The organism is Amycolatopsis sp. NPDC051102, from assembly GCF_040682815.1.
Classification (GTDB): Bacteria; Actinomycetota; Actinomycetes; order Mycobacteriales; family Pseudonocardiaceae; genus Amycolatopsis.
Map to the genome: position 1 here is coordinate 85,434 of NZ_JBFBBT010000015.1, position 15,927 is coordinate 101,360.

The 15,927-nt window shown below is 71.6% G+C and carries 15 protein-coding genes; 9 read left to right on the forward strand and 6 right to left on the reverse strand.

Going from position 1 to position 15,927, the window contains the following annotated elements:
- Positions 1-29: 29 nt before the first annotated feature.
- The 9 genes from AB0M93_RS32880 to AB0M93_RS32920 all read left to right on the forward strand — a co-directional run bounded on the left by AB0M93_RS32880 (position 30) and on the right by AB0M93_RS32920 (position 8,726).
- Positions 30-1,643, forward strand: coding sequence for a phospho-sugar mutase (locus tag AB0M93_RS32880; RefSeq protein WP_364280705.1), 1,614 nt, complete (start codon positions 30-32; stop codon positions 1,641-1,643).
- Positions 1,643-2,101, forward strand: coding sequence for a flavodoxin family protein (locus AB0M93_RS32885; RefSeq protein ID WP_364280708.1), 459 nt, complete (start codon positions 1,643-1,645; stop codon positions 2,099-2,101). The genes AB0M93_RS32880 and AB0M93_RS32885 overlap by 1 nt, the downstream gene beginning before the upstream one ends.
- Before the next feature lie 288 nt (positions 2,102-2,389).
- Positions 2,390-2,818: a helix-turn-helix transcriptional regulator gene (locus tag AB0M93_RS32890; protein WP_364280711.1), complete on the forward strand. Its 429-nt coding sequence runs from the start codon at positions 2,390-2,392 to the stop codon at positions 2,816-2,818.
- Positions 2,815-3,336 carry a hypothetical protein gene (locus AB0M93_RS32895; protein ID WP_364280714.1) on the forward strand — a complete coding sequence of 174 codons (522 nt, stop codon included), beginning with the start codon at positions 2,815-2,817 and terminating at the stop codon, positions 3,334-3,336. The genes AB0M93_RS32890 and AB0M93_RS32895 overlap by 4 nt, the downstream gene beginning before the upstream one ends.
- Positions 3,333-4,457 (forward strand): MAB_1171c family putative transporter, encoded by a 1,125-nt coding sequence (locus AB0M93_RS32900; RefSeq protein WP_364280717.1) that lies wholly within the window; start codon positions 3,333-3,335, stop codon positions 4,455-4,457. The genes AB0M93_RS32895 and AB0M93_RS32900 overlap by 4 nt, the downstream gene beginning before the upstream one ends.
- 1 nt (position 4,458) lies before the next feature.
- Positions 4,459-5,625, forward strand: coding sequence for an amidohydrolase family protein (locus AB0M93_RS32905; protein ID WP_364280719.1), 1,167 nt, complete (start codon positions 4,459-4,461; stop codon positions 5,623-5,625).
- Positions 5,626-5,710: 85 nt separating this feature from the next.
- Positions 5,711-6,100: a hypothetical protein gene (locus AB0M93_RS32910; RefSeq protein ID WP_364280722.1), complete on the forward strand. Its 390-nt coding sequence runs from the start codon at positions 5,711-5,713 to the stop codon at positions 6,098-6,100.
- Positions 6,101-6,134: 34 nt separating this feature from the next.
- Positions 6,135-7,424, forward strand: coding sequence for a histidine--tRNA ligase (hisS, locus tag AB0M93_RS32915; RefSeq protein ID WP_364280725.1), 1,290 nt, complete (start codon positions 6,135-6,137; stop codon positions 7,422-7,424).
- A gap of 57 nt (positions 7,425-7,481) precedes the next feature.
- Positions 7,482-8,726 (forward strand): hypothetical protein, encoded by a 1,245-nt coding sequence (locus AB0M93_RS32920; protein WP_364280728.1) that lies wholly within the window; start codon positions 7,482-7,484, stop codon positions 8,724-8,726.
- Positions 8,727-8,848: 122 nt separating this feature from the next.
- On the opposite strand, the gene AB0M93_RS32925 is transcribed toward AB0M93_RS32920, so the two are convergent.
- The 6 genes from AB0M93_RS32925 to AB0M93_RS32950 all read right to left on the reverse strand — a co-directional run bounded on the left by AB0M93_RS32925 (position 8,849) and on the right by AB0M93_RS32950 (position 15,858).
- A complete protein-coding gene (locus AB0M93_RS32925; RefSeq protein WP_364280731.1) occupies positions 8,849-10,042 on the reverse strand; it encodes a HAMP domain-containing sensor histidine kinase in 1,194 nt (397 codons plus the stop codon).
- Positions 10,039-10,686 carry a response regulator transcription factor gene (locus tag AB0M93_RS32930; RefSeq protein WP_364281048.1) on the reverse strand — a complete coding sequence of 216 codons (648 nt, stop codon included), beginning with the start codon at positions 10,684-10,686 and terminating at the stop codon, positions 10,039-10,041. The genes AB0M93_RS32925 and AB0M93_RS32930 overlap by 4 nt, the downstream gene beginning before the upstream one ends.
- Positions 10,687-10,749: 63 nt before the next feature.
- Positions 10,750-12,030: a cation:proton antiporter gene (locus AB0M93_RS32935; protein ID WP_364280734.1), complete on the reverse strand. Its 1,281-nt coding sequence runs from the start codon at positions 12,028-12,030 to the stop codon at positions 10,750-10,752.
- A complete protein-coding gene (locus AB0M93_RS32940; protein WP_364280737.1) occupies positions 12,027-13,256 on the reverse strand; it encodes a cytochrome P450 in 1,230 nt (409 codons plus the stop codon). The genes AB0M93_RS32935 and AB0M93_RS32940 overlap by 4 nt, the downstream gene beginning before the upstream one ends.
- Positions 13,253-14,323 carry an alpha-hydroxy acid oxidase gene (locus AB0M93_RS32945; RefSeq protein ID WP_364280740.1) on the reverse strand — a complete coding sequence of 357 codons (1,071 nt, stop codon included), beginning with the start codon at positions 14,321-14,323 and terminating at the stop codon, positions 13,253-13,255. The genes AB0M93_RS32940 and AB0M93_RS32945 overlap by 4 nt, the downstream gene beginning before the upstream one ends.
- Complete coding sequence (locus tag AB0M93_RS32950; RefSeq protein WP_364280743.1) at positions 14,323-15,858, reverse strand: NAD(P)-binding domain-containing protein; 1,536 nt, start codon at positions 15,856-15,858, stop codon at positions 14,323-14,325. The genes AB0M93_RS32945 and AB0M93_RS32950 overlap by 1 nt, the downstream gene beginning before the upstream one ends.
- Between the last annotated feature and the right edge of the window lie 69 nt (positions 15,859-15,927).

Sequence of the window (15,927 nt, forward strand, 5' to 3'; positions counted from 1 at the left end):
TACCCGACCTTAGCCCGTAGGCTGGCCCCGTGACGACCGATTCCACCTTGCGCGACGCCGCTTTCCGCTGGATCACCGACGACCCGGACGAAGGCACCCGCGCTGAACTGCAGGCTGTGCTGGCGAAGGCGCTGGGCGGCGAACCCGGTGCCGCCGAAGACCTCGCCGACCGGATGGCCGGCCCGCTCGAGTTCGGCACGGCCGGTCTGCGCGGCCCGGTGCGGGCCGGGCCGAACGGGATGAACGTCGCCGTCGTCACCCGCACCACCGCCGGCGTCGCGGACTGGCTGACCGCGCACGGGCACGCGGGCGCGCTGGTCGTCGTCGGCCGCGACGCGCGGCACGGCTCGGAAGCCTTCGCGACCGCGGCCGCCGAAGTGCTGACCGCGGCCGGGTTCGACGTCAAGGTGTTCCCCCGCCCGCTGCCCACGCCGGTGCTCGCCTTCGCGGTCGGACGGCTCGGCGCGGTGGCCGGCATCCAGATCACCGCGTCGCACAACCCGCCCGCCGACAACGGCTACAAGCTCTACGACGCCACGGGCGGCCAGATCGTGCCGCCGTCCGACGGCGAGATCGAGCGGGCCATCCAGGCCGCGCCCGCCGCGGTGGACGTGCCGCGGGCGCCCGGCGCCGAGGTCACCGACCTGCTGGACCGCTACCTCGACGAGGTCGCCACGCTGCCGCTCGGGCACGAGCGGGCGGTGCGCGTGGCCGCGACGGCGTTGCACGGCGTCGGCGCCGACACGCTGCGCGCGGCCTTCGAGCGGGCCGGGTTCACCGACCTGCACCTGGTGGTCGCGCAGGCGTCGCCGGATCCCGACTTCCCGACGGTGTCGTTCCCGAACCCGGAGGAGCCGGGCGCGACGGACCTGCTGCTGGCGCTGGCGTCCGAAGTGGACGCCGACCTGGCGATCGCGCTCGACCCGGACGCCGACCGGTGCGCGCTGGGCGTGCGCGAGCGGGACGGGCGGTGGCGCATGCTGCGCGGCGACGAGACCGGCGTGCTGCTCGGCTCGTACATTTTGTCCACAGTGGACCGCACGGTGCTGCCGGACCCGCTGGTGGCCACCACGATCGTGTCGTCGTCGATGCTCGGCGAAATCGCGAAGGCCGAAGGCGCGCGCTACGCCGAGACGCTGACCGGCTTCAAGTGGCTGGTGCGGGCCGGCGACGGACTCGTCTTCGCCTACGAAGAGGCGCTCGGCCTGTGCGTGAACCCCGGCTTCGTGCGTGACAAGGACGGCATCGCCGCCGCGACACTGGCCGCGGGGCTCGCCGCGCAACTGAAGGCGCAGGGCCGCACGCCGCTGGACGTGCTCGACGAGCTCGCGCAACGCCACGGCGTCCACCTGACCGACCAGGTTTCGCTGCGGGTCACCGACCTCGCGGTCCGCGGGCAGCTGATGGCGAAGGTGCGGGCGACCCCGCTGTCGCGGCTCGGCGGCGTCGAAGTCACCCTCGAAGACCTGCTGCCGGACGCCGACGTCGTGCGCCTGACCGGCGAAGGGGTGCGAGTCGTCATCCGGCCGTCCGGCACCGAGCCGAAGCTGAAGGCGTACCTGCAGGTGGTGGACAGCGCCCGCGACGCGGCGCAGGAGCGGCTGACGGCGTTGCGGGCGGACGTCGAGGAGCTGCTCGCCTGATGCCAAGGTTGCTGATCGTGCACCACACGCCGTCGCCGTCGACGCAGGCGCTGTTCGAAGCGGTGGTGGCGGGCGCGACGCACCCGGACATCGAAGGGGTGGAGGTGGTTCGCCGCGCGGCGTTGGGGGCAGGAGTCCCCGACGTGCTGGAAGCGGACGGCTACCTGCTGGGCACGCCGGCGAACCTGGGCAGCATGAGCGGCGCGCTGAAGCACTTCTTCGACACGATCTACTACCCGTGCCTGGACGCGACGCGAGGTCGCTCGTTCGGGTACTGGATTCACGGCAACAGCGACACTTCGGGCACGGAACGCCAGCTTCTCGCCATCACCACCGGCTTGTCCTGGACAAAAACGGCAGACCCCGTCATCACGACGGGTGAACCGGACAAAGCAACGCTGGAAGCTTGCACCGAACTGGGCGCGACGCTGGCCGCGTCCCTGATGCCCGGAAATTAAAGGGGCCTGTCACCGGAAGCCCTGGGGGTCGACCTCCGGCAACAGGCCGTGGCCAAGGGTTCGCACTAGGGCGATCGACCTTGGCCCCTGAAGCGTACTACAGACGGCCGATCATGACGAGTCGAAGGCGCGACAACCTCTCGCCGTGGCCGTTCCGTGCACCCCCAGGGCACGGGCCGCCAGGCGAGAGGCAAGCCAACTGTAAACCACTGCATACGAATGCTGTCAACATGTGCGTACAGTGGTTTGCGGTTAGAATTTCCGCGGCTCGATTCCCAGGGGGTGGAAATGGCACGGGAACGCACCTTTGCGGAGCGCCTGAGCGCCCTGATCGAGGCCGCCCGGGTGGACGGCCTCGCACCGCACAGCTACCGGGAGATCTCGGCCGCCGTCGAGCGTGCGGGCGGCCCGGCGATGTCGCCCGCGTACCTGCAGCAGCTCGCCACCGGCAAGCGCGTCAACCCGAAGATCCACTACGTCGAGGCGCTGGCGAAGCTGTTCGGCGTGCCGGTGACGTACTTCTTCGACGAAGAAGTGGCCGCGGTCCCCGCGGGCGAGGCCCAGCTGATGGCGATGCGGGCCCAAGAGCTGTCCCCGCAGGGCCGGCGGCAGGTGATGGACCTGCTCGAGCTCGTCGAACGCTACGAGCGGGCCGAGCGCGAGGGGCGGAACCCGGAGGACGCCGAGGGCCGGGGCCCGGGAAACGCGGTGCGATGAAGGAGCGCGAACTGCGCCGCCGCTGCCGGAAGCTGCTCAAGGACCTCGACATCGGGCCGCCGCTGGACGTCGAGGTGCTGTGCGCGCGGCTGGGCGAGCGGCGCGGGAAGCCGATCCGGCTGCTGGCGTACCCGCTCGAGGTGCCCGGGCCGTTCGGCTGCTGGATCGCGACGTCGTCCGCGGACTACATCTTCTACCAGGCCGAAACCACGAAATCCCACCAGGACCACATCATCCTGCACGAACTCGGCCACATGCTGGCCGACCACCACCCGCACGGCGACGCCCAGCCGGCGGACTTCCTGCGCGGCCCGGCGGCGGATCTCGACCCGGATGCCGTACACCGCGCCCTGCGCCGCTCGTCCTACGATGACGCGCACGAGTGGGAAGCCGAAACGGTCGCGACGATCATCCTCGAATGGGCGTCGGTCCTGAACTACACGATCCCCCGGCGCGCCGCTGACCGGGATCTCCGCCGGATCCAGGGTGCGCTCGGCGATCACCAAGGGTGGTTGTGAGCACGCTTTTCAGTCCCGTCAACCTGATCGCGCTGGTGCTGTTCGCCGCGGCGCTCGCGTGGCGGATCTACCAGGTGACGCGCGCGCCGACGGTGCCGAACTGGGCCGTCACCGCCTGCGTGGCCGGCTTCGCGGCGGCGTTCCTGTTGCAGCAGACCGTGATCTCCGACGAGGTGGACGCGCTGTTCGGCCGCGGCACGGCACGGGTCGCGAACAACGCGCTGCTGGCGTGCGGCCTCTGCGGGCTGCTGATCTTCTTCCTCGGCTCGGCGCTGGGCCCCCGGCGCTACCGCCGGGTGGCGCTGGAGCTGGTGCCGCTCGCCGCGGCCATCGTGCTGATGATCGTCACGATGATCCTGACCCCGCCGGAACTGCGGGGCCTGCCGCTGGGGCCGTCGACGATCCACGACAGCGGCGTCGCGGTGTTCTACCTCGGTGCCGGGCTCTACCTGATCTACGGTCTCATCGCCTGCACCGCCTGGATCGTGCGGTATCAGCGGATTGCCGACCGGAATCTGCGGATCGGCCTGCGGTTGAGCGCGATCGGCATGGCCAGCGCGGCCGCCGGCAGCATCTTCCGCGCGCTCTACATCATCGTCGCGTGGGTGTTCGGGCCGCTGGTGAAGGTCCTGCTCCTGCTGGGCGCGCCCTTCGTCATCGTCGGCGGGATGCTGTTCCTCGCCGGCGTCACCTACCCCGGGCTGCGGGCGCGGGTGGCGGCGTTGCGGCGGCGCCGCCAGCACCGGCGCGAGCACCGGGCGCTGGCTCCCTTGTGGACGGTCCTGGTCCGGGCGTTCCCCAGCATCGTGCTGCGGACCCCGCCGCGGCGCCGCGAGCGGCTGTCCCCGCGCGGCGTCCACCGCGGGCACTACCGGCGGGTGATCGAGATCCGGGACGGGCTGGTGCAGCTGTCGCCGTACCTGGACACGGACTTCGGCGACGTCGTCGCCACCGATCCCGGCGCCGCGGCGGCCGCGTTGAAGGCGGCGCTGGCGCGGCACGCGGCGGGCGAGCCCAGCGACGGCCGCGCGAAACAGGTCCTCCCCGCCGGGGCGGACGACCTCGAATCCGACGTCCGGCCGCTGCTCGCGCTGTCGGCCGCACTGGACACCGGGACGTGACGTGGACACCCTGATCACCGCCGGCCGGGTCCTGCCGCGGCCGGCCACCCCGATCGACGACGGTGCCGTGCTGGTGCGCGACGGCGTGATCGTGGCGGCGGGCCCGCGCGCGGACGTCGTCGCGCAGGCCGCGCCGGACGCGGCCCGGCACGACTTCCCCACCGGGACCGCGCTGGCCGGGCTGTGCAACGTCCACGTGCACCTGGCGTTCGACGCCTCGCGCGAGATGCTGGCGCACTTCTCGGAAAGCGACGACCTGCTGGAGGGCGCGCGCTCGCGGCTCACGGCGATGCTGCGCAGCGGCGTCACGACCGTGCGGGACCTCGGCGACCGCGGGCACCTCGGCGCGGCCGTCCGGCGTTCGTTCGAGAGTTCCGCGGCACCGCGGCTGCTGGTGTCGGGGCCGCCAATCACCGTGCCCGGCGGCCATTGCCACTTTTTCGGCGGGGAAACGGCTTCGGACCACGAAATCCGTACCCTGATCGACGCCAACGCGGCCGCGGGCGCGGACGTGATCAAGGTGATGGCCAGCGGCGGCCAGATCACCGAGGGCGGCGCGGACATGTGGGAGTCGCAGTTCGACGCCCGGCAGCTGTCGGTGATCGTCTCGCACGCGGCGTCGCACGGGCTGCCGGTCGCCGCGCACGCCCACGGCGCCGACGCGATCGAGGCCGCGGTCGAGGCCGGGGTGTCGACGGTCGAGCACTGCAGCTTCCTGACCGGGCCGAAGACGTTCGACCGCCGGGACCACGTGGCGAAGCGGATGGCCGCCGAGGGGATTTCGGCGTGCTCGACGAGCAGCCGCAACTGGCGGGTGATCGTCGAGAAGCTCGGCGACGACGTCGCGCAGGCGATGTACGGGCGGCTGCCGTGGCTCGAGGAACACGGCGTCCGGCTGCTGTCCGGCACCGACGCGGGCCTGCCGGGCTCGGTGTTCGACGACCCGGCCGGCGCGCTGGAGCTGTACGAGTGGCTCGGCTTCCCGCGGCGCCGGATCCTGGAGATCGCTACCGAGGACAGCGCGGCCGGGCTGGGCCTGGGTGACGTCACCGGACGGCTCGAAGCCGGGCTTTCAGCGGACGTCCTGGTCGTCGAAGGCGACCCGCTGGCGTCGCTGGCCGCCTTGCGCAACCCGCTGCTGGTGCTCGCCCAGGGCCGGATCGCCTAGCTCCCCGATCGAGGGAATGCCGGATTTGGTGACAGCGTTTTAAAACAGTGTTACTGTTACGCCACCCACCTCGAAGGAGTCCCCGATGCACGGACCGACCCAGCTGTTCACGGTGATCGCCCTGGTCTCCCTGCCGACCGTGATGTACGGCGGCTACGCGCTGATGGGCGTCATGCGCGATCGCAAGCTCACCGAGCACCAGCGCGCGATGTTCCGCGCAGGGCACGCGCACGCCGGCGTCCTGCTGGTCCTCGCCCTGGTCGCGCTGCAGATCCTCAGCCGCACGACGCTGTCCGACACGACCTTGTGGATCGGCTGCTTCCTGCTGCTGTTCGGGATCCTTGCCCAATCGGGTGGATTCTTCCTGCACCTGCTCCCGAACAAGGGCAAGTTCGGCGGCCGCGTGACGTCCGTCGGCGCGCTGTTCCTGGCGGCGGCGGTGCTGCTCACCGCGTACGGGGTCGCCTTCCCCTGAAAACCCGGATGCGGCCGGTCGTTAAGCTGGTGACGTGCCTGAATACCTGCCGACCGCGCCCTCCAAGGGGCTCCGGGACTTCCTGCCCGCCGAAATGTCCGTGCGTACCCAGGTGTTCGGTCATCTCTACGACGTCCTCGAACGCCGCGGCTTCCTCCGCTACGACGGCCCGATCCTCGAGCCGGCCGAGATCTACGAGCGCAAGTCCGGTCAGGAGATCGCGGACAAGCAGCTCTACACGCTCACCGACAAGAGCGGGCGGCGGCTGGCGCTGCGCCCCGAGATGACGCCGTCGGTGGCGCGGATGATCGCCGGGAGCGCGAAGTCGCTGTCGTTCCCGGTGCGCTGGTACAGCCACCCGAACTGCCACCGGTACGAGACGCCGCAGCGCGGCCGCGTCCGCGAGCACTGGCAGATCAACGCGGACATCTTCGGCTCGGACAGCGCCAACTGCGAGATCGAGATCTTCGAGCTGGTGCACGACCTGATGGCCGCGCTCGGGGCGACGCCGGACATGTTCGTGCTGCGCGTCAACGACCGGAACCTGCTGACGTCGGCGCTGCTCGACGTCGCCGGGGTGTCGCAGGACCACCTGAGCCAGGTGTTCGCGCTGGTCGACCGCTGGGAGAAGTACCCGCGCGAGAAGCTGGCCGAGAACGCCGCCGAGATCGGCCTTTCGGACAAGCAGTTCGAGAAGCTCGCCGAGACGCTCGGCGCGGGCGAGGCGCTGCTCGACGAGCTGCCGGCCGAGGTTCGGGAGCGGTCGAACCTGGTCCACGTCCTGAACAGCAGCGCGGGCTCGCTGGTGAAGTACGAGCCGATGATCGTGCGCGGGCTGGCGTACTACACGTCGACCGTGTTCGAGGTCTTCGACACCTCACCGGAAAACCGCCGCGCCCTGTTCGGCGGCGGCCGGTACGCCGACCTGGCGTCGATGTTCACGCCGCAGCAGATCCCGGGCATCGGGTTCGGCATGGGCGACGTGACGCTGATCGACTTCCTCGACACGCACGGGCTGACACCGGCCCCGCGCAACGAGGTCGACGTCATGGTGATCCCGGTGACCGAGGACCTCTTCGACGCGGCTCGGTCGGTGGCGGCGTCGCTGCGCTCCGCGGGGCTGCGGACGTCGACGCCGATCGAGCACCGCAAGCTGGGCAAGGAACTGACCCGCGCGGACAAGGCGGGCGCGCTCGCGGTGGTGATCGTCGGCCAGGAGGACTGGGCCGCCGGCAACGTGACGGTCCGGAGCCTGGCGACCCGGGAGCAGAACCCGGTCGCGATCGCGGACGCTCCGGCGGCCGTGCAGGCGCTGCTGGCGTAAATCGGTTCGACTCCCCGCCGGCGTCCCGGGCATCCTGGGCGCCGGAAGGGGAGGCCGATGATCGAGTTCGAAGACGTGCGGCAGTGGGCCGAGTTCGACCTCGCCGTGCGACGGGAGTGGTGGTACAACGGCGGCCGCCGTACCGCGCGGGAAGCACTGGCGTTCGCCGCCTGCTCGCCCGACGGTCACGAGCGCGAAGCGGTTGTCCGGCGCCTCGCGGCCAGCCCGGACCCCGAGGCGGTGGCGCTGCTGCTGATCCGGTGCGTCGACTGGGTCCCCCAGGTCCGGGCGGCGGCCCGGAAGGCAGTGCTGTCCAAACTGGACTCTGCGTCGCTCCGCGCGATGCTGCCCCTGATCGGCATCCTGCGCCGGCGTCTGGTCGACGGCTGGATGACCGAGTTGTTCCGCCGGGCGCTGCTGAGCTCGCTCGACACCGCGCTGGCGCTGGACGACCGCGAAAGCCGCCGGTTCGCGCACCGCGAAGCGCTCGGGCTGCTGTCCCGCGAGCGGCTGCTGAAGATCGCTTCCAAGCACCCTGACTTCGTGGTGCGCATGATCTGCGGCGACGCGCTGCTCGACCGCGGCGAGTGCGTCGAGGAGCTGCTGGCGGCCGGGGCGCCGAAGGTGCGGATGCGGGCGTTGACGCTGCTCGGCCCCGACGCCGCCGTCGCGCACCTGGCGGACCGGTCGTCGGCGGTGCGGTCGATGGCGCAGGTACTCGTCCCGGACCCGGCTGCGCACTACCGCACGCTGCCGGTCTCGGTCGGCGCCCTCGCCGGCCTGGGCGAAACCGGCACGGCCGCCGACGCCCCGCGCCTGGAACGTCACCTCGCCGACGAACGTCCCCGCATCCGCCGGGCGTCGGTCCGCGGCCTGCGCCGGATCGCGCCGGAGTCGGCGGCGGTTCAGCCCCTGCTGACGGACCCGTCGCCCGCGGTGACCCGCGAGGTGGTGGCGTTCCTGCGCGGCCGGTTCGTCGACCCGGCCACGCTCCGCCCGCTCCTGTCCCCCACCCACCCGCTCCACACGCGCCGAGCGGCCGCGGCCCTCCTCCGCGACCACGACCCCTGGCACCGCCTCCACACGAACCTCACCCTCCTTCGCGACCCGGACCTCGCCCCCGCCGCCCACCAGGACATCCACTCCTGGCTCCAGCACACGGCGGCGACCTACACCACCCCGTCCCCCACCCTGGCGGCCGAAATCGAGGCCCACCTCGACCTCCTCCCGCCCGAAACAGCCCGCCAGCTCCGCTTCGCCCTGCCGAACCGGCGTGCGGGAAGGGTCAACTCGCGTGATTGAGCAGTCAACACACGTGATTGAAGGGTCGACACGACGAAACTGCCGTGTCGACCCTCCGATCACGCGTGTCGACCCTCCGATCACGCGTGTCGACCCTTCGATCACGCGTGTCGGCCCTTGGGTCACGTGGGGTCGGCGCGGAGGAGGCGGAGGGTGAACGTTGCGCCGGTGCCGGGGCGGGTGGCGGCCGCGATCGTGCCGCCGTGGCCCGTCACCACCTCGCGGACCAGGGCCAGGCCGAGGCCGAAGCGGCGGCCGTCGCCGTCGGAGCCGCGGGCGAAGCGCTCGAAGATGCGGTCCGCGTCGGCCGGCGGGAAGCCCACGCCCGTGTCGCGGACGCGCAGTTCCACGTGGCGTTCGTCGGGGACGCCGAGCCACACCTCGATCGAGCCGCCCGGTGGCGTGTGGCCGAGCGCGTTGTCCAGCAACGCCGACAGCACACGGCGCAACGCCGTCGGCACGCCCTGGACGAGGTACGGCCGCCGCTCGCGCGTCACCGCCAGGCGGACGCGGCCCTCTCCCGCGCGCACCGCTTCGGCCGCGACCGCCTCGTCCGCGAGCACGCCCAGCTCCACCGGTTCCAGGGACGGCCGTTCGCCGCACGCCTGCGCGGACAGCAGCAGGTCTTCGACGACTTCGCCGAGTTCGCGCGTGCCGCGCACCAGCTGGTCGAGTTCGGCCGCGTCGCGGCCGGACGCCCGCCGGGCCAGCAGCTGCGCGCGCGTGTGCAGCCGGGTCAGCGGGGCGCGCAGCTCGTGGGACGCGTCCGCGACGAACGTCCGTTGCCGCCGCAGCGCGTCTTCCAGGGGCCGGATCGCCCGGCGGGCCAGCACCCGCCCGCTCACCAGGGCCGCCAGCAGCGCCAGCACCTCGGCGACCCCGAGCCCGAACAGCAGCGACGCGCGGTCCTGGATCTGGTAGCGCTCCTCGAACAACGCCTGCGAGACCACGCCGCCGTGGTTCTCCACCCGGATCGTGTAGGTCATCCAGCCGATCGACCGCCGTTCGGTGTGGACGTCGCCGGGCGAGGGCACCAACGCGTTCAGCTCCGGCAGCGGCATCCCCGCCGGCGGCGGTCCCGAAGGCGCGTGCGCCGCCGGCGTGAACAGCCAGACGCAGCCGGGCGGGGTCGTGCCGGGGCCGAGCTGGATCGTCCTGGCCAGCGTCCGGTCGGCGTCGGCGTGCTGGCCGGACAGCAGCATCCCGTACGCGATCGCGCCCGCGACGGCCACCAGCAGCGACACCACGACGGCGACCTGCGCGGTGATCACCCACCGCGCCCGACGCAGGGCCCGCGCCTCGGGGTCGGGGCTCATACCGCGCCGATCTGGTACCCGAGGCCGTGCACGGTCCGGACGACGTCGCGGCCGAGCTTGCGCCGCAGGTAGTACACATAGGTGTCCACAATGGACTCCCCGGTCGAGTCGGCGAACACGCGCGTGCGCAGGGCCGCCCGCGGGTGGATCGCCTTGGGCCGCTGCGCCAGCGTCCGCAGCAGCTCGAACTCCCGCCCGGACAGCGTGATCCGCTCGCCGCGCGGCAGCACGACCTCGTGCCGCTGCAGGTCGAGCGCCGCCGCGCCGAGCGGGAGGCACTCGGCGCCTTCGAAGTCGCGGCGGGCCAGCGCGCGCAGCCGCGCCAGCAGCTCCTCGGCCTCGAACGGCTTGACGAGGTAGTCGTCGGCCCCGGCGTCGAGCCCGGCGACGCGGTCGGCCACGTCGCCGAGCGCCGAGAGCACCAGCACCCGCGTGATCACCGCCCGGGCCCGCAGCTGCCGGAGCAGTTCGAGGCCGTCGAGCACCGGGAGCCGGCGGTCGATGACCATCACGTCGTAGCGCCCGGTGAGCCCGAGGTGGAGACCCCGCTGGCCGTCGTGGGCCGCTTCGGTTTCGTAGCCTTCGTCCGCAAGCAGCTCCCCCAGCATGCCTGCCAGTTCCCGGTCGTCTTCGACCAGCAGCACTCTCGGTTTCGCCACCGCTTCGCGCACGGATCCATACTGGCAGTTATTTCCGAACTTGAAAAATCAACTTTTCCCGCTCAGCGGAACCGGTTCGGCCATCAGGAGTACTTCAGTGGTCCCCTTGCGGGCATCACGCCGGTCGAGCCAGCTGAGCACCGGCGCGGTCATGATCGTGGTGACCAGCGCGACGAGCACCAGCACCGTGAACAACGCCGGCGACACGATCCCGGCGGCGAGGCCGACGTTGAGCGCGATCAGCTGCATGAGCCCGCGCGCGTTGATCAGCGTGCCGACGCGCAACGCCACCGGCTGCGACTCCCCCACCAGCCGCGCCGCGCCCCAGCAGGCACCGAGCTTGCCGACGATCGCGACGACCACGCACACCACCGCGAACGCGAGCAGCTTCGGGTCCGCGAGCAGCGCGAACCGGGTGTTCAGGCCGGAATAGGTGAAGAACAGCGGGAGGAACACGATCCGCCCGATCGGCATGATCTTCGCGAGCACGGCGTCCGCGGCGGGCACGCGGGGGAACACGATGCCGACGCAGAAGGCGCCGAACACCGCGTACAGCCCGATGATGTCGGTGAACCAGGCGGCCGCGAACAGCGTCAACGCCGTGATCAGCATCTTCTGGTCGGCGGAGATCCGTTCGCTGCCCATCGCCTTCGCGAGCACCCGGCGTCCGACGAGCACCAGCAGCAGCGCGAACAGCAGGCCGCCGCCCACGGCCAGCGCGACCGGCCCGGCCGAGTCCGCGTGCATGCCCAGCACGATGGCCAGCAGGACCCACGCCAGGACGTCGTCGAGGGCGCCGCAGGCCAGCGCGAGCGAGCCGAACCGGGTGCCGCCGAGACCGCGTTCGGTGATGATCCGGGCGAGCATCGGGAACGCGGTGATGGCCAGCGCGACCCCGACGAACGCCGCCGACGTCGCGAGCGAGACGCCGTCCTTGCCGATGCCGGCCCAGCTCGTGCCGAACACGGCGACGCCGACGCCGAGCGCAAGCGGCACCACCGTGCCCGCGGCCGAGATCGCGCCGACCGACTTCGCCGAGCCGCGGATGCTGCGGAGGCTGAACTCGTACCCCGCGCCGAACATGTAGATGACCAGGCCGATCTGGCCGCCGACGTAGAGCAGCGGGCGGATGCCGTCGGGGAACAGCGACGTCTGCACGCCCGGGAGCACCAGGCCCAGCAGTGACGGGCCGAGCAGCACGCCGGAGATCATCTCGCCGACCACCGGTGGCTGTCCCAGCCGCACCGCGACCAGGCAGACGAGCCGGCACACCACGAGGATGGCCGCGACGGCGAGGAAGAACGCCGGTGCCGCTTCGGTGGGGGTCATGAGTTACCTCCGGCGAAGTAGGTCGTGCAGAGGGCTTTCTTGCGGGCGTCGAGCACCATGTACGTGCCGAAGACGAGCTGGGCGAAGCTGCGCCAGACGTCTTCCCAGCGGTCGCGGACGGCGATCCACACCAGGGGCGCGCGCCGTCGGCGGCCGCCGCGGGGCGTCAGCAGGGCCGGGCCGCGGTTGGGGATCGAGCGCGTGTGCCCGGCCGTCGAAGCGAGGTCGAAGCGGCGCAGCACCTCCTGCGTCACGATCCGCATGGTCGGCGGCGCGAGCCCGCGGGCCGGGCAGGCCCGGTTCTGCGCGACGCCGAACGGGATGAAGTCGTCCTTGCCGGTCTGGGCGGCGAAGTCCGGGTAGCTGAAGCACAGCACGGTTCCGGCCGGGATGGTCAGGTCCGCCAGCTCGATCTCGGCGGTGGTGATCCGGTGCGCGATGCCGAACAGCGGATACGCACGCAGGCCGTCGTCGATGACGCGGTCGATGTCCTCCGGGTGCCCGGCGAGCCGCTGCTGGAGGCCGTCGTCCTGCGCGATGATCATCAGCAGGTGCGCCATCGCCTCCGACATCTGCACGACGGCGGTGGTGAAGAACGTCCCCTGCAGGTAGTAGGCCTGCTCCTCCGGCGTCAGGGACTCCGGGAGCGGGTGCGGGACGTCGGCGAGGCGCTGCCTGAGGTACTTCGTCAGCCGCGCCCGGCGCCGCATGTTCCGCGGCCGCACGCACTTCAGCGCCGAGACGACGTCGTCGGCGTGCGCCACGATGAGCTCTCGCGCCTCGGGTGGGCACGGCTCGTCGAACACCAGCTCGTAGTACAGCTCGGCCCAGATCGGCATCATCTCGTCGCGCAGCCGGACGAGCCCCGGGCGGACACCGTCCAGGACGTGGCGGGCGACGCGCCGGGTCAGCTCCTCGGAGTCCTTTTTGGACCGGACCAGGATGTGCCGGGTGCACTTGGCGACCTCGTCGTAGCGCGGCCCGGCTTCGAGGTGTTCCTGGTGCACCTGCGGCCCCGGCGAGAGCCAGTACCAGAACAGGTCGGACAGCGCGGCGCCGCGGCTGCGGCCGTTCGCCGCCGGGTCGGCGTAGACGCGCCGGAAGTCGGCCACGCCGACCTGCGGGCCGGGGACGGTGATCGCGTCCTGGCCGTTGACCAGCGCGAAGATCCGCATCCGCAGCGCGACCACGTGCTCGGGCAGCCAGCCGAGCACCTTGCCGATCATCGCCGCACCTGATCGGGGGTGAGATCGGCCGGGTGCCGGCCGCCGCACAGCGCAAGGGCCTGGTCGAAGTCCTCCCGCAGCAGGTCCAGAACCCGCGTGACGCCTTCGCGGCCGCCCGCGGCCAGCCCCCACACCACCGGGCGGCCGACGCCGACCGCGTCCGCGCCGAGGGCCAGCGCCTTGACGACGTCGGTGCCGCGGCGGATCCCGCCGTCCAGCAGGACCGGGACCGCCCCGCCGACCGCCGCCGCGATCTCCGGCAGCACGTCGATGGTCGCCGCGACCGTGTCGAGCTGGCGGCCGCCGTGGTTGGACACCACGATCCCGGCGACGCCGTGGTGCACGGCCAGCCGCGCGTCTTCGGCGTGCAGCACGCCCTTGATCAGCACCGGCAGCTTGGTCTTCGAGCGCAGCCAGGCGATGTGGTCCCAGTTCAGGCCGGCCGACATGACGATCTCGCGGACGTGGCTGGCGTTGCCGCCGCTGCGGTTCTCGCCGATGTTGCGCAGGTTCTCCACGACCAGCCCGGGCGGCAGGTCGTGGAAGGCGTTGCGGTCGTCGCGTTCGCGGCGGCCGAGCACGGGCGAGTCGACGGTGACGACGAACGCCTTGACGCCCGCCGCCTCGGCCCGGCGCACGATCGCCTCGGTGAACTCGAGGTCCGGCTGCAGGTAGAGCTGGAACCACAGGCCCGGGTCCGGCGCGACCTCGCGCGCCGCCGCGGCGACGTCCTCGATCGCCGTGGTGGCGGCCATGCTGACGATCATGATCGTGCCCGCCCGCGCCGCGGCCCGGGCGGTGGCGAGCTCGCCGTCGGGGTGCGCGAGCCGGTGGAACGCCGTCGGCGCGATCAGGATCGGCATCGACGACGGCGTGCCGAGCAGCGTCAGGCTCAGGTCGCGCTTGTCGCTGCCGCGCAGCACCCGGGGCAGCAGCCGCAGCCGCTGGTAGGCGGTTTCGTTCTCCCGCAGGGTGATCTCGTCCTGCGCGCCGCCCGCGAAGTAGTCGTAGTGGGCCGGATCGAGGCGCTCGCGGGCCGCCGCCTCGAACTCCGCGATCGTGCGCATCAGAGCTCCCCGGTGAAGAAGGCGGTCAGCGGTCCGATGTGGACTTCCTGGTCCCACTCGTTCTCGAGGTTCTCGGTGACGTGGTGGGTCGCGGTCAGCTCGCCGCGGCGGTAGTGCCGGACGATCGGGTGCAGGTAGTGGCCCTCGCCGCGGTCGTTCGCCTTGTCCTGGGCGGCGCGGGCGACGAAGTCGAACGGGTCGATCTTGTCGTGGTCCGGGCCGTAGTCGAGGGTGACGACGTAGGCGTCCTCCGGCGGGTCGGCGAGCACCCGGTCGACGGGCACCTCTTCGAGGTAGCGGGCGGTGTCGCCGTCCACGACCACGACGTCGCCGAGGAAGCCGAACTGCTGGTACAGCCCGGACGTCCGGTTGATCCGGGTGATCACGGCTTCGGTCAGCGCGTCCGGTTTGGCGGGCAGCTCGGTGTTCGGCCACGGGACGTCGTGGTAGCGCTCGTCCAGCACCTTGGCGAGGGCGCGGGCGCCGTAGCGGAAGCCGTGGATGAACGCGCTGGTGGCCTTCTTGAAGTCCCGGACCTGCGTGATCGTGCCGGCGAAGTGGAGGCCGGGCACGTTCACCGACTCCCAGTCCGGCGTCTGCGCCGGGAACCGGTCGTCGATGGTGAGCTCCGGGCGGCAGTCCTCGTCGAACAGCGACGCGTCGAACCGGAAGCCGGTGCAGCCGATCACGCGGTCGTAGCGGATCTCCTTGACGACCTCGTCGGTGCGGGCGAAGGCGAACTTCACGTGGTAGCCGTCGGCGTCCTTACGGACCTCGCGCACCTCTCCGTCGAGGATCGCGTGCTGCAGCTTGAGCTGGTACATGTCGAGGATGCCCGCGTTGTAGGCGCGGAGGTGGCCGACGAAGTGCGTGCGCCAGGCCAGCTTCACCGGCCGCGGGCCGCCGACGTGCACGACCGCGGCCTTCTCGATGAGGCTGTCCGCCGTCTCGAACGCGGAGTTGCCCTTGCCGAGCACCAGGACGCGCTGGTCGGTGAAACTTTCCGGGTCGACGTCGACGTCCACGTACTGGTCGATCAGCTCGACGCCGGGGAACTGCGGGATGTACGGCTTCGTGACGCCGGTGGCCATGATCAGCCGCTTCGCCCGGAACTCGGTTTTTCCCGCGGTGAGCACGAAAGTTTCGCCCTCGCGCCGGATGCGCGTCACCCGGGTGTCGTAACGGATGTTCAGCTGGTACTTCGCCGCGTAGTCGGCGAGGTAGCGGAGGAGGTTTTCGGCTCGGGGGAAGAGTTTGTCGCTGTAGTCGGTGAAGAGGACGGGATTGTCGTCGCCGTCGGCGAGGATCGAGTTCCAGTCCATCCGCATCCGCAGCTCCGGGTCGCTGTACCCGGTGTGCTTCTTGTTGATGGAGATGAGGGTCCGGTGCCGCGGGAAGGTTTCGAAGAAGTGGCCGGGCGCGGAACCGGCCTCCAGCACGAGGTACCGGTGCCCGGCGTGGCCGAGGAACTGCCCCAGCTGCAGTCCCGCCGGTCCGGCCCCGACGACCAGATAATCGAGCACTTCCTCCGCCACGACGACCTCCTGAGGCTCGGCACCGACCGCATGATCGGCGCCGAGCCTGCTCCGGAGATCTCAGAAAAG

What these genes read in the sequence shown, in the direction of transcription:
- AB0M93_RS32885 (WP_364280708.1), top strand. Translation starts at nt 1,643, where the DNA reads ATGCCAAGGTTGCTGATCGTGCACCACACGCCGTCGCCGTCGACGCAG.
- AB0M93_RS32890 (WP_364280711.1), top strand. Translation starts at nt 2,390, where the DNA reads ATGGCACGGGAACGCACCTTTGCGGAGCGCCTGAGCGCCCTGATCGAG.
- AB0M93_RS32895 (WP_364280714.1), top strand. Translation starts at nt 2,815, where the DNA reads ATGAAGGAGCGCGAACTGCGCCGCCGCTGCCGGAAGCTGCTCAAGGAC.
- AB0M93_RS32910 (WP_364280722.1), top strand. Translation starts at nt 5,711, where the DNA reads ATGCACGGACCGACCCAGCTGTTCACGGTGATCGCCCTGGTCTCCCTG.
- AB0M93_RS32920 (WP_364280728.1), top strand. Translation starts at nt 7,482, where the DNA reads ATGATCGAGTTCGAAGACGTGCGGCAGTGGGCCGAGTTCGACCTCGCC.
- AB0M93_RS32925 (WP_364280731.1), bottom strand. Translation starts at nt 10,042, where the DNA reads ATGAGCCCCGACCCCGAGGCGCGGGCCCTGCGTCGGGCGCGGTGGGTG.
- AB0M93_RS32935 (WP_364280734.1), bottom strand. Translation starts at nt 12,030, where the DNA reads ATGACCCCCACCGAAGCGGCACCGGCGTTCTTCCTCGCCGTCGCGGCC.
- AB0M93_RS32940 (WP_364280737.1), bottom strand. Translation starts at nt 13,256, where the DNA reads ATGATCGGCAAGGTGCTCGGCTGGCTGCCCGAGCACGTGGTCGCGCTG.
- AB0M93_RS32945 (WP_364280740.1), bottom strand. Translation starts at nt 14,323, where the DNA reads ATGCGCACGATCGCGGAGTTCGAGGCGGCGGCCCGCGAGCGCCTCGAT.